We start from the raw sequence: 12,976 nt of genomic DNA, 5'->3' as shown, positions 1-12,976 counted from the left end.
AGACACCATTTCTTAATTCTTAATTTTTAATTCTTAATTTTTCAACTCCTTGATTTTGACTTCCGAAATACTTGCATTGCCGGAGGTTATTACGATACGGATATCACTGGCGGTCGTGCCTTTGAACCGGTAATTCTTCAGTTCGTTCGTAGCCTCTACTGTCCCTTCATATACGGTCAGGAACTGGCCTCCGCCACCGGAAAGCTGGATTTCAAATTTTGCATCTTTGCTTTTTTCTTTCCAAGCGATCGCGATGCTGTTCGGCGAGGCGTTGTTTTCAAGTGCGAATGTGATGTATTCGCCTTTGTTGGCTTTCCAGGCTGTGGACAGGTTCCCGTCCAATACCAGCGGGGCAGACGCTTGGGATGAGCTGGCAATAACTGATTTCTGCTGCCGGGAAACTGCCGACGCGCTTGCCTGCTCTTTACCATATTCCACCACCGTGAAACGGTCGTTCAGACGGATATCTTCGGACGAGGCGCCGACCATGACCTTGAAATCTCCCGGTTCTACCACCCAATGGTTATCACTGTTCAGCAGTTGCAAGTCGCGCGGTTCGATCGTGAAGGCAAGCTCTTTCGTTTCTCCCGGATTCAGATGGATACGGTCGAAGCCGACGAGGTTCTTTTCGTAGGTCGTAACGGAGCTTAGGATATCGCGTACATATAGCTGTACCACTTCGTCTCCGGCGCGTTTGCCTGTATTCGTTACCTTGCAACGGACGGTGACCGGTTGAACCTGCGTCACGACAGCAGGCTGAATCGAAATGTCGGAATATTCGAAAGTCGTATAACTCAATCCGTAGCCGAACGGATACAACGGGCCGTTCACACGGGACATGTTGCCGTCCAACCCTTTATTGCGTCCGCCGTCGACCTGTGCATTGGGCTTGGTGGGGAAGTTGAAGGGAATCTGTCCGACTGTCTTGGGGAAGGTGACGGTCAGTTTTCCACCCGGATTATAGTCGCCGAACAAAGCGTCTGCGATGGCCGTACCGCCTTGCGACCCCGGATACCAGGCTTCGAGGATGGCCGGAACATATTTGTCCGCCCAATTGATAGACAACGGACGGCCGTTGATCAGCACCAGTACGACCGGTTTGCCTGTGGCAACGACCGCTTGCAGCAAGTCGAGCTGGCGGCCCGGCAGTTCGAGGCTGGAACGTGATTTGTTTTCCCCGCACGTGCGGTTGCTGCCGCCCAGCACGACAACGGCCACATCGCTCTTCTTCGCGTTTTCCACCGCTTTGTCGATCTCGCTCTGTTCTTCGGCTGTCAGCGGGTAACGGATCAGTTCCGATTCCGGCCAATTGGCATCTACCAGGTCGCAACCTTTGGTAAAGAGCACTTCCGTATCCGGTTTCACCTTGTTCCGAATACCTTCCAACACGGTGGTCACCTCTACGGCAAGCGGACCGTAGTGCGTCAAAGCGTATGCCTCTTCATCGGCATTCGGACCGCATACGGCGATTTTGGAAACGTTGTTTACGTCTAAAGGAAGAACAGCATCTTGGTTCTTCAACAGAACGAGCGATTCTTTCGAAGCCTGCAAGGCGACCTGCTGGTTTTCGACGCTGTTCACCTCTTTATCCGCTTCTTTCAGATCGATCTGGTACGGATGGTCGAACAATCCGACGAGGAATTTGACGCGCAGGATGTCGCGCACGCGGTCGTCGATCGTGGACATCGGCAGCGCCCCTTCCGCGATCAGTTCGCGAAGCGGCAGGACGTATGAATCCGGGGAACGGAACGTACAACGGATGTTCAATCCCGCCAGTACGCTTTGCAACACGGATTCTTTCATATCGGCGGCAGTCCCGTGCTTGGAGAAAAGATACTCGACGGCGTCGCTGTCCGATACCACATACCCGCGGAAACCGAACTCGCCGCGCAAGCGTGTCGTCAGCCAGTAATAGCTGCTCTGTACGGGGAATCCGTCATAATCGTTATAGGCACTCATGACTCCGAGGATGCCGGCTTCCTTGATGACACGTTTCCAGGGATATACATGGATCATCTCGACTTCGCGCGGTGACATTTGCGGGTCTACGCGTGCCATCCCTTCACGCCCGCCTTTGTTGTTGCTGTAAGCGATATAGTGTTTGGAAGTGGCGGCTACCTGATGATCGGTCTGCATCCCTTTTGCCATTTCCACGCCCAATTCGGCTACGAGGTACGGGCTTTCGCCATACACCTCTTCATAACGTCCCCAACGCTGGTCGCGGCCGACATCGAGTATCGGGGCGTAGACGTTGGTATATCCCAACAACCGTCCTTCGCGTCCGGTGATATAACCGACTTTGTGGACCAGGTCGCGGTTCCAGGTGTGTCCCAATCCCAACTGTGTCGGGAAGTTGGTGGCGATGTAGCTTTCCACCCCGCGTATGCCCTCGTTCGTGAAGTCGGTCGGGATACCCAGGCGTGTCTCTTCGATAAAGAACCGTTGCACTTCATTCAAAGCCCAGGCATGGCGCGAAGCCGGCCAGACATACGGGTTGTCGGAAGGGGGAAGTCCCCATTGCTGGAAACCGTTCAGATGTTCGTCGATCGCTCCCATGCCGTCTTTCCAGAGCTGGTTTTTCCATTCCGGCGTCGGCAAGTCGTCTTTCAGTACCCGCTTGTAGCCGTAGAGCGTGACCATCTGACACGTTTTTTCCTCGACGGTCATTTGCGAGAGAAGGTCTTCGACACGTGCGTCGATCGGGGCCGCAGGATCTTCATATACATCCTTTTTCCCATTCTTGTTGAAGTCTATCCAACCGTTCCGGTAGATGGACTTGTTCGTCAATTTGTAGGTATCCGGTATCCGGATTTCCTGTGGCGTTTTGTTGTTTTGCGCCTGCGTGCAGAATGTCCCGGCCAGGACAAGGCACGACGTAAAGACGGCCAGTTTGTTTTTCTTCATGGATTATAATTTGATGTCGTTTAGTTCAACTAATTTGTTAACAATGGCGTAGACGGTCAGACCACTGGCACTGTGTATCTGTAGCTTGCGGGCGATGTTGCGTCGGTGCGTGACAACGGTGTGTGTGGAAAGGAACAGGCGGTCGGCTATTTCGCGGTTCGTCATGCCTTTGACCACGCAGACCACGATTTCCTTTTCGCGTGTGCTGAGCGTCTGTTGTTCTTTGTTTTCAACTTCTTCAACCGGTGGCGTATGGAGGCGTTCCAGCTTGTGACGGATCTCGTCAGGGCTGTCGTAGATGCTGATCTGGTCGTCGTAAGGCCGCAGCAGGGCATGATCGGCGACGGCATAGAGCAAAGCTATGCACTTCATCTCCGTACAACCGGTTTCCTCCCTGAGAAGCTGCAGGGTGTAGCAACCGGGGAGCGACGGGTTGACAATCAGCATATCCGGTCTGTGCGAGCGAAGCGTCTCCTGCAAAAGCTCCGCGGTGGCTATTTCGATGATCTGGATGCGGAATCCGGGAAGCCGCTTCAATACCGCTTCGAGCCCGCTTCGGATGATGGCGGACGGTTCGGCGATCGCTATGTTTAATAGGGTGCTCATAGGCGCATCACTGTATTGTTTTTTCGAGAGCCAGAATCGCCGGCACGAAAAGATAGTCTTCTACATGATTATGGGACGCCAAGTCCTGTTCGGTCGCGAAGATGTCGAACAAGACGCTGTTCAGCAGGTTGCTTCCGGGCCCCGGATAATATTTGATCAGGATGTTTTTCAGCTCGATGATCTTCATCTCGATCTGATCGTGATGTTTCCGGAAGATCGTTATGTTGTATTTCGGATCTTTCACGCCTTTCAGCAATCCCCGTACGTATGGGAATACCGTCTTTTCCTCATACGACATGTGTTTGTTCACTTCCGCGGCATAGTTGTCGAAAAATTTGGTAATGACGAACGCCACGTCTTTCGGGCAGTCGGCAATCGCCTCTGTCAGCTTGCGGCGGATATGGGGCAGCCGGAAGTCCAGGAAATAGGCGTGTGCGTTATGCAGATAAGTGATCAAAGCCTCAATCGACAGGCATTTGTCAATGTTCGTCACCGGCGCGGATACCTCTTCCGTCAGAAAGTTCACGACGGTCAGGAACGTGCAGGGATCGACACCGTTTTGGCGGCACACCTCTCCGATGTTCTTTTCACCGAATCCGAGTGCAATCCCGAAGCGGCTCATGACGAGCACCATCGGATAATTATCGCAGATCAGATCGCTCATTTTATCGGTCTCCCGATATTTACCATTCTTGTACATAGGCTTTTCTCCCTTGTCTTGGTGTTTGAATAGCCAAAGATACATAAAAAATAGATTCCCGCAGGCTGCGCTGACGGAATTACAGGGTAACCGCACTAAAATATTCTATTGTGCAAATGATTCGCAACTGGCAAGACGTAAAACTGAATCAGCCGGAGTGCTTGAATAGATAACACCCCGACTGACTCTACCGATAAAAAACGGTCGATTACAACTCGTTAATTTCTTTCACCGACAAGCCGGTACATTGAGCAATCGTCTCGACATTGATCCCTTGTCTTTTGAAATTGGCAGCGATAAGACGTTGCTCTTCCGCTTTACCCTTTTCCATTCCATGCTTCATGCCTTGTTCGATTCCGTCCTTCATGCCTTCCGCCTTGCCTTTTTCCAATCCTTTTTCCATCCCGTCTTCGAAGCTGGTATCGAGGGCGGCGGAGAGGTCGCGTTCGACGGAAAGGCTCAGTTCGTATTCCAGGCGTTGGTCGGGCGTCATGCGCTCTACCTCCACGATGCTCTTCAGCTTGCGGAATATCTGATTGTTCAGTTCTTTCGGTAATCGTTCCATGATCTCGATGTTGTTTAAGACATATAACCACTTCTTGTAAAGTGTATCACACTCCGACAAAGGTAATACAAATTTCGGCATTTCGATATAGATTTCGTTGAGCGTCTCGCTAAAAGGGATCTTCAATTCCCGGTCCATGCGCACGACATCCCAGCGGTATTTATCAGGACGGGACGGGTCCATGATGTAGTTCAGGATGCACACGACATATACTTTATTGATCTGATAGTTCCAGCGTTTGCGGACTACTTCGTCCGGTTCCCTTTCGAGCCTTTCCTTTACGATCATGGATTGTTGCTGGATGGCGAACGAGGCATAGTATAACACCCTGTCGGAGAAGTACTTCTGCCGGCTCTTCTGCATTTCAACAATAAAGACTTCCCCCTTTTCATTCTCGCAGAAGATGTCGAAAACAGCCCGGCGCTGGTCTTGTTTCAAACCGAGCATCTCGACATTGCGGAACGTGATGTCGACGATGACTTCCTGTTGGATGACTTCATTGAGGAAACTGATGATAAGATCTTTGCTTACTTCACTGCCGAAAATCTTTTTCCAGCCGTAATCAGAGAAGGGATTGATAAATTTGTCCATAATTAATTGTTTTAGTTGCAACTGTTATTACTACAACGACAAATATAGGTAAACATATCGTAAATAAAAGGCAAAAGATCAATTATCTTTCCTATTTCTTAAAAAACAACAACTAAACCCCTGCGATCAATGTCTGCAAGGGATGCTCCTGCTCTGGCACCTGATCGACTACGTCCTCCTTCACGAACTTTGCCACACCATAGAGATGAACCACAGCGATCGTTTTTGGGCACCAATGGACAAGGTCACGGACGGGAAAGCGTTAGAACTGAGGAAGGAGTTGAAGAAGTATCATATGCTGTAAGCCGGATTATCTTGTATCAAAACAATCCGGCCGGTTCAATGGATGGAGCATTAACAGGTTATAACCCGCTGATCTCTTTTAACGACAAGCCGGTACATTGAGCAATCGTTTCGATGTTGATCCCTTGCTTTTTTAAATTGGTTGCGATAAGACGCTGTTCCTCGGCTTTGCCTTCTTCTTTTCCTTTTTCCATTCCATGCTTCATACCTTGTTCGATTCCGTCCTTCATGCCTTCCGCCTTTCCTTTTTCCATCCCGTCTTCGAAGCTGGTGTCGAGGGCGGCGGAGAGGTCGCGTTCGACGGAAAGGCTCAGTTCGTATTCCAGGCGTTGGTCGGGCGTCATGCGCTCTACCTCCACGATGCTTTTCAGCTTGCGGAATATCTGATTGTTCAGTTCTTTCGGTAATCGTTCCATGATCTCGATGTTGTTTAAGACATATAACCACTTCTTGTAAAGTGTATCACACTCCGACAAAGGTAATACAAATTTCGGCATTTCGATATAGATTTCGTTGAGCGTCTCGCTGAAAGGAACTTTCAACTCCCGATCCATGCGCACGACATCCCAGCGGTATTTATCCGGACGGGACGGCTCCATGATGTAGTTCAGGATGCATACGACATATACTTTATTGATCTGATAGTTCCAGCGTTTGCGGACTATTTCGTCCGGCTCCTTTTCGAGCCTTTCCTTTACGATCATGGATTGTTGCTGGATGGCGAACGAGGCGTAGTATAACACCCTGTCGGAGAAATACTTCTGCCGGCTCTTCTGCATTTCAACGATAAAGACTTCCCCCTTTTCATTCTCGCAGAAAATATCGAAAACAGCACGACGTTGGTCCTGCTTCAGACCGAGCATCTCGACATTGCGAAACGTGATGTCGACGATGACTTCCTGTTGGATGACTTCATTGAGGAAACTGATGATAAGATCTTTGCTTACTTCACTGCCGAAAATCTTTTTCCAGCCGTAATCAGAGAAGGGATTGATAAATTTGTCCATAATTAAATGTTTTAGTCGAACTATTGATACTTCGCGGACAAATATAGGCAAATATTATATATAGGAAAGGCGAAAACAAATTTATTTTCACAAGATTCAGTTTTTCTTAAATTATCCTCTAAATCCTCCCAGGTTATTTTATGTAATTAGGGCTCACACTGTTTGGAGACTCGATTTTGAAACCTATATGTTTTGCAATCATAAGAATATCCGACCGTTCTGTTTCCTTCAACTTAAATGGAAAAGTTTCAGCCGAAAAAAAGTTTGAAACTAAAGTTTCATACATTCGCTTGCTTTGAAACTTTAGTTTCACTTAAGGGAAACTTTAGTTTCATCGGTCGAAACTAAAGTTTCAAGCCGTGAAACAAAAGTTTCGACCGTGGAGACTTTTGTTTCGCGGCAGGAAACAATGTCGTTTCACTTATCTTCCTTTTTATCCCCGGAACCTGGGGAGTATGTTGCATAAACGGCATTGTTTTGTTCTGTAACCCATATATTTTGGAAAATAGTGGGCGTTTTTTCTTGTTGATTCGGAAAACCTATTTACCTTTGCAACGATTCCGTAGTGGGCAGCGGCTCACAGTGCGCGGGATCGTTTACATATTGTAAGCATTTTACGAAGATTATTCCTAAGTATAAAATCTGGAAAATTTTAAGCATAACGGGATAATGGACAGTAAATGCTTGCGCTGGTTACGTATAAATTCATCTACCATTCTTATGGGAAAATTGTTTTATATCGTATAAGGCGCGGGCTATTGTTCTATTATTGTTATGCGGGCTTTTCCAGATGCCTATACTTAAATAATAGACAATAGACCCGCGTTTTTTTATGCCCGTTCATAATCATTCGCGGGGAGTTGCTCTCCCCTTCGTGAAATTAGTTGTTGGATTTTTAAACACTATTTTATTAACAATTAATTTTTAATGATTATGAACAAGAGATTTTCTACTCTTTTGGCTGCCGTTCTGGTAGCCGGTGGATTGTCTGCTGTAAACGCAAGTCCAGCGGATTTATCTGCAAAGAAGTATTATCATTTGAAGGAAGCGACATCTAACAAGTATGTTGGCCTGTCTGATGAGACTCTAAAGGCCGATAGCTTGTGCCTGTATGACCCTGCAACTTTAACAGTAAAGCAGGTTGATCAGCTGTTGTGGAGCGTTTCAGAGAAACGTGTTGCTACTGCAAACGGTGGTGTAGTTTATCAGTATGAGTTTACAAACAAATATACTGGTGAAAAACTCTCTATGGACCCGAGTCGTGCTAATCACAACTTAGATGCTACAGCTGCAATGGGTGTTCGTCCGGGTAGTGTAAAGGTTTGGTCACAAAGTACTCAGATTACACAAACAGAAACGAGTTTCAATTTGACTTATACTGTAAAAGCAGATAAGGCTGCAAAAGACTCTGTTTTGTGGTTGGCAACAGGTGCTAACACAATCAAGTTGATGTCTGTTGTAGGTGCTGGTGCAACTGCCACTTCCCCGGCTAATTTCCAATTAGTCTCTCCGGCTCCGGTAGTTTTGGATGCTACTGCTTTGGCTGCAGTTATGTCTTCTGAAGGCTTTAAACTGAACTTCAAGACAAATGCAACTTCGGACGCTTATGAAAATCCGTTTACGAAGTATACGTTGAAGGCTGTGGCTGCTACTGAAATAAATGGTACTCATCCGATTCATGCATTATTGGATCCCGACCCAAGTTTTAGTGCTGCAAGAGATGCTGCACTTGAAAAAATGAATACAGCAAAAACTACTGTAGAAGCTGCTATTTTACTATTAGATCAACGTCTTAAATCGTTTATTAATGGTGCACCTTATAACACAGGTGGTGGTGCTGAAGTTACATTTGGAACGGCAAATACTGATAATGGGTATACTACTGAAAACGCTACTGCAGATAAAAAGGCTCTTGATGCTTTAAAAGCCAGTGGTTCTGCCTATGCATTATTGGGGTCTGGTGATCAGACAAAAATAGACGCTGTTACAGATTTGGCTGCTGCTGTTAAAACACAAGCCGATGGAACTGTGTCTGAAACAGAGTTGGACGCTTACACTGCTGCCGCTGCAAAAATCGCAATAATAACTGCTGATGCTGCAACTTTGACTACTACAGCTGACTGTTTATCTTTAGGAGCTTTATTTGCTGCCCCTGAAGTTGAAACAAGCTTTGATGCATTTAATAATGCTATTTGGGCCTGGAATCCTACTTCTACAACGGACAATTTAACAACAGCGAATCCAGCTAATTTTGTAGGATCAACTCAATATTCTGCTGCCGCTTCTGCTTTAAATGCATTGTTTGATGCAGCGTTGGCTACAGCTGATGCAACGATAGCAAAAGCATATACTACTGCCGCAGGCAAAACGACTTGTGCTCGTGGAGCAACTACATCTACTATTTCAAATGCTGTTTACTTGGAGGCTGTAGGACAGAAATCATCTGATGCAGATGCTGTTCGTCCTCAGATGTATGTAGTCGCTGATACGGTTCGTTTAACACCGACTCAGGATTATGTACGTTTTTCTGTGGATACATTGGCTTATGCCTCTTATGGAACGACGAACACTGGTAATGCTGCTGCAAAAGGAAGAAACAGTTTGTTACCTTATGCATTCAAATTTACAAAGTATGTAGATAATGTAAATGGTGACTCTTTAGCAATTGAAACTTGGGCTCCTAAAGCTCCTTATAATGACCAGTTGTGGCGTGAAGTCTATTTTAATGATTTTGCAATAATAGATCAGGCGGCCGTTGTCGGTTACCGCAAATCTCAGAACCAGATCCAGATCACTCCGATTTTGAAAAACTCTTCAGATTATTATCCTGATAATGTTGCAGACTTCACAACCGTGATCTCTTTCAACATGGGTGATGCAAAAACAGATCTGGACACAAAAGCTTACTACTTCATTATTTCTAAGAATAATGCAGACAAGGCTGATGCAAGCAAGTTGAATGCTAATAGAGACAAAGCATTCTATACTACAACAGCCTTTGGTGATTCTTCTGTTTTGGTATCTCGTTCACAGTGGACTGTTGAACAAGAAGTTGCCGGTACAAACAATTATGTATTTATGAACCGTGAAACAGGTGTGACATTAGGTGGCAAGCTGTTTACTGTCGATGCAGATAATAATATCTATGCGATGGGTTCGGATACGATCCAGTTGGCTGTTGTTGCTCTTCCGGAGGGTGAAGCCGGTAAATATGTTGGTTACAAACATATTACTGATTTCAACCAGGTAAATACAAAATATGCATTGCAGGTTAAATCATTCCTGAGCGGTGATGCTGCCGGCTATATGGTCATGAAGAAAGATTCTTCTTTGGCATTCGTTAAGGGTGAAATTGGAGATGCACAGATGGTTAAGATGACACAGGAATCTATAGAAGCTATGGCAGACGATTCTTCTCATATCGCTTCTTACAGCTTGATGGCAGACGAAAAGTATTATCTGGTTAAAAACACATCGAATCAGCTTGTATTTACAACTGTAAAACCGACTGCTGCTACAGTATTCGCACTGCGTGCAACAAAGAACGAAGGTCAGTATGAAGTATTGGTTGGTGCTGTTGCTGCTAAGAAATTTACTCCTGCAAATCAGCTGACAGTTGATCAGAACGGTAACGTTTCATTGGTTGCTACAACTGCTACAAACGCTTATGTATTCGACATGGTTGAAGAACCGTCTCCTGCTTCTTTGATCACGCTGCCGAAGCATGTAACTATCAAAACATCTACAGGCGACAATTTCGCAATGGATGCTAAGAATAATGGTGTTGCTGTTCGCGAAGGCGACTTGAAGGCTGCATACGCTGAATCTGACTTCGTTTTCTGGTTGGATACTGCAAAATATGAAGACCAGGCTGTTCCTTCTTATTATCTCACAAAGGGTGTTGCTGCTACCGAAGGTGTTGAAGCAAGCCGTCTGTTCATGTACAACGCAAAAGATTCAGCAGCTGTTACAGCTTTGAAGGATAAATATACGGCTTATAGCGCAACTCGTTTTGTATTCCGCGAAGCTAAGACTTATGGCGCCGATTCTCTGATTGTCATGAATTATGACAGCAAGTTGAAAGAAATGGCTCCTGATACTGTAACAATCGATTCTAAAGCAGGTGCCGGTAAGGGTGCAAACAAGACTACATTGTTGAAGGGCATCAATAACTTCCGTTTCGAATTTGTACAGGCTAAGGATGAAGCTGAAGGTGTATACAACGTGAAGAATGTAGCTTCTTCTGATTACGTTCGTAATTTGAATGGTGTTCTGGTTGTAAGTTCTGCTGCAGAAGGTGTAAAAGTAACTGTAGAAAATGCTTCTGCTCCTACTTCAAACGAAGCAATCAACGCATCTGAAGTAGCTGTAATCACTCAGAAGGGCGCTGTAAGAATCGCTAACGCTGAAGGCAAGAAAGTTGTTATCACTAACATCTTAGGCCAGGAAGTAGCTAACACAGTTATCACTTCAAGCGACGCAACAATCGCTGCTCCGGCAGGTGTGGTAGTAGTAGCTGTCGAAGGCGAAGCTGCTGTAAAGGCAATTGTAAAATAATAGAAACAAACAAATATCCCTTGCCGGGGGATTCATCTCCCGGCAACAGGAAGATTTTTATAATCAAATAATTCTAAAGTGTTTGGCCGTGTGCCCGTTAAACGGCAACTACCCTGCGACAGGCGAACAGGCGGCCGGATTTAATATTAATAATACTAAAGTATATTGAATTGAAAAGTTCAATGTAGCCTTTCCCCTGTGAAGGATGAAGGCGTACACAAAACAAGCCTCGGAGGTGGAAACGCTTTCGGGGCTTCGTCGTTTATTTCTCTTCGAACTCTTCCGGCAGATTCACCAGGTAGAGGCGGTGGGTTGCGCGTGTAAAGGCGGTGTAAAGCCAGCGGTAGAAATCTTCCCCAAGCATTTTTTCCGTGATATAGCCGATATCCAGAAAGACATTCATCCACTGTCCGCCCTGTGCCTTGTGGCAGGTGACGGCATAGGCAAATTTGACTTGCAGGACGTTGTAGTGCGGATCGGCTTTCATCTTTTTCATCTTCCCGGCCTTTGTCGGTATGTCGTCGTAATCTTCGAGGATGGTATAGAAGAGCTTGTCGTTCAGCTCTTTCGGCAGTGCGGGGGCATCTGTCTGCAAGGTGTCGAGGAGGATCTTGACCTCCATTTCGAGATCGTAATCCTGGAAACGGATCGATACGTCGGCAAAACGGAAACCGTAGAGCTCGTAAGTCCTTCGTACACGCAGCACTTGTATGATTTCGCCGTTTGCGATGAAGTCCATCTCTTTATTATCGGCAGTCCAGAAATAGTTATTCTTGGCAACCATCAGCCGGTCGCCGGACGAAAGTTCTTCTTCCCGATACAGGATGCGGTTGCGGATACCATTATTATAGATGGTAGCCCGCTTGTTGGAACGCGAAATGATCATGGTCTCTTCGATCCCGTCCCGGCTGTAGGCCGAGGAGATCTCTTCGATCAGTTCGTCCCCGTTTACCTTCCTGAAGTCGGTGAAGCCTTTCAGCCTTAGTTTGGGGAAAATCTCGACCGTCTCGTTTCGCAAAGCATCCCGTAGGCGGGTAGCGTTGAACAAGATCCCGGAGTCTTCGCTTTGGCGTACCACCTGGGTAAGCGTGATTTCCTGTACCTTCAGATTATATCCCCGCAGTATTTCCGGGTTGAGAGCCGGGCTTTCGGATTGCATGACGGGAGGCAGCTGTGCCACATCGCCCATCAGGATCAGGCGGCAGTTTTCACCGGAATAGACATACTGGATCAGGTCGTCCAGCAGGCGTCCGGTACCGAAAACGAACGAGTCCAACCCTTCGTTGGCGATCATCGAGGCTTCGTCCACTATAAAAAGCGTGTCTTTATGCAGATTATCGGCCGGATGAAAACCTGTCGGTTCGTTGGAAAAGGCTTTCTGGCGATATATCTTCTTGTGTATCGTGAACGCTTTCTGCCCGGCATAGCCGGAAAATACCTTTGCCGCCCGTCCGGTCGGGGCGAGCAGGATGCTTTTCTGTTTTAGCTCCGCCATCGTCTTCACCAAGGCTCCGACCAGCGACGTTTTGCCCGTTCCGGCATATCCTTTCAGTAATAAAACCGAATCCGGTTCTTCCGAAAGCAGGAAACCGGATAGGACATTTAATGCTAAAACCTGGTCTTCGGTCGGATTATATGGGAAATTTTGTGTAATTTGGCGGCTTAAATAACTATTTATCATTTTGATCGTAATAATTTTCGCGATAAAGGTAGTGTATTAAATATTCTTTTTTAAATTTGCCG

The 12,976-nt window shown here is 46.6% G+C and carries 7 protein-coding genes and 1 pseudogene; 2 read left to right on the top strand and 6 right to left on the bottom strand.

Annotation, left to right across the window (positions count from 1 at the left end):
* Nucleotides 1-33: 33 nt before the first annotated feature.
* From ACW6QF_RS12255 to ACW6QF_RS12240, 4 genes are all read right to left on the bottom strand, one after another.
* Nucleotides 34-2,904, bottom strand: a complete 2,871-nt coding sequence (locus tag ACW6QF_RS12255) for a glycoside hydrolase family 3 C-terminal domain-containing protein (RefSeq protein ID WP_456088045.1) — start codon at nucleotides 2,902-2,904, stop codon at nucleotides 34-36.
* Nucleotides 2,905-2,907: 3 nt separating this feature from the next.
* Nucleotides 2,908-3,510: a response regulator transcription factor gene (locus ACW6QF_RS12250; RefSeq protein ID WP_456088044.1), complete on the bottom strand. Its 603-nt coding sequence runs from the start codon at nucleotides 3,508-3,510 to the stop codon at nucleotides 2,908-2,910.
* 7 nt (nucleotides 3,511-3,517) lie between these two features.
* Nucleotides 3,518-4,210 (bottom strand): hemerythrin domain-containing protein, encoded by a 693-nt coding sequence (locus ACW6QF_RS12245; protein WP_456088043.1) that lies wholly within the window; start codon nucleotides 4,208-4,210, stop codon nucleotides 3,518-3,520.
* Between the two features lie 208 nt (nucleotides 4,211-4,418).
* Nucleotides 4,419-5,366: an Rpn family recombination-promoting nuclease/putative transposase gene (locus ACW6QF_RS12240; protein WP_456088042.1), complete on the bottom strand. Its 948-nt coding sequence runs from the start codon at nucleotides 5,364-5,366 to the stop codon at nucleotides 4,419-4,421.
* A gap of 142 nt (nucleotides 5,367-5,508) precedes the next feature.
* Here ACW6QF_RS12240 and ACW6QF_RS12235 point away from each other — a divergent pair.
* Nucleotides 5,509-5,670, top strand: a pseudogene (locus tag ACW6QF_RS12235) (YgjP-like metallopeptidase domain-containing protein); the annotation flags it as partial.
* A gap of 58 nt (nucleotides 5,671-5,728) precedes the next feature.
* Here ACW6QF_RS12235 and ACW6QF_RS12230 read toward each other — a convergent pair.
* Complete coding sequence (locus tag ACW6QF_RS12230) at nucleotides 5,729-6,676, bottom strand: Rpn family recombination-promoting nuclease/putative transposase (protein WP_456088041.1); 948 nt, start codon at nucleotides 6,674-6,676, stop codon at nucleotides 5,729-5,731.
* Nucleotides 6,677-7,609: 933 nt separating this feature from the next.
* Between ACW6QF_RS12230 and ACW6QF_RS12225 the strand changes: the two genes are divergently transcribed.
* Complete coding sequence (locus tag ACW6QF_RS12225; protein ID WP_456088040.1) at nucleotides 7,610-11,233, top strand: DUF6383 domain-containing protein; 3,624 nt, start codon at nucleotides 7,610-7,612, stop codon at nucleotides 11,231-11,233.
* Between the two features lie 262 nt (nucleotides 11,234-11,495).
* On the opposite strand, the gene ACW6QF_RS12220 is transcribed toward ACW6QF_RS12225, so the two are convergent.
* Nucleotides 11,496-12,914: an ATP-dependent DNA helicase gene (locus ACW6QF_RS12220; protein ID WP_456088039.1), complete on the bottom strand. Its 1,419-nt coding sequence runs from the start codon at nucleotides 12,912-12,914 to the stop codon at nucleotides 11,496-11,498.
* Between the last annotated feature and the right edge of the window lie 62 nt (nucleotides 12,915-12,976).

The organism is Parabacteroides sp., from assembly GCF_977054455.1.
This window is presented reverse-complemented; position numbering and strand designations above follow the sequence as displayed.

Coding starts and splice junctions, on each gene's coding strand:
- ACW6QF_RS12230 (WP_456088041.1), bottom strand. CDS start 6,676: ATGGACAAATTTATCAATCCCTTCTCTGATTACGGCTGGAAAAAGATT.
- ACW6QF_RS12255 (WP_456088045.1), bottom strand. CDS start 2,904: ATGAAGAAAAACAAACTGGCCGTCTTTACGTCGTGCCTTGTCCTGGCC.
- ACW6QF_RS12240 (WP_456088042.1), bottom strand. CDS start 5,366: ATGGACAAATTTATCAATCCCTTCTCTGATTACGGCTGGAAAAAGATT.
- ACW6QF_RS12225 (WP_456088040.1), top strand. CDS start 7,610: ATGAACAAGAGATTTTCTACTCTTTTGGCTGCCGTTCTGGTAGCCGGT.
- ACW6QF_RS12245 (WP_456088043.1), bottom strand. CDS start 4,210: ATGTACAAGAATGGTAAATATCGGGAGACCGATAAAATGAGCGATCTG.
- ACW6QF_RS12250 (WP_456088044.1), bottom strand. CDS start 3,510: ATGAGCACCCTATTAAACATAGCGATCGCCGAACCGTCCGCCATCATC.
- ACW6QF_RS12220 (WP_456088039.1), bottom strand. CDS start 12,914: ATGATAAATAGTTATTTAAGCCGCCAAATTACACAAAATTTCCCATAT.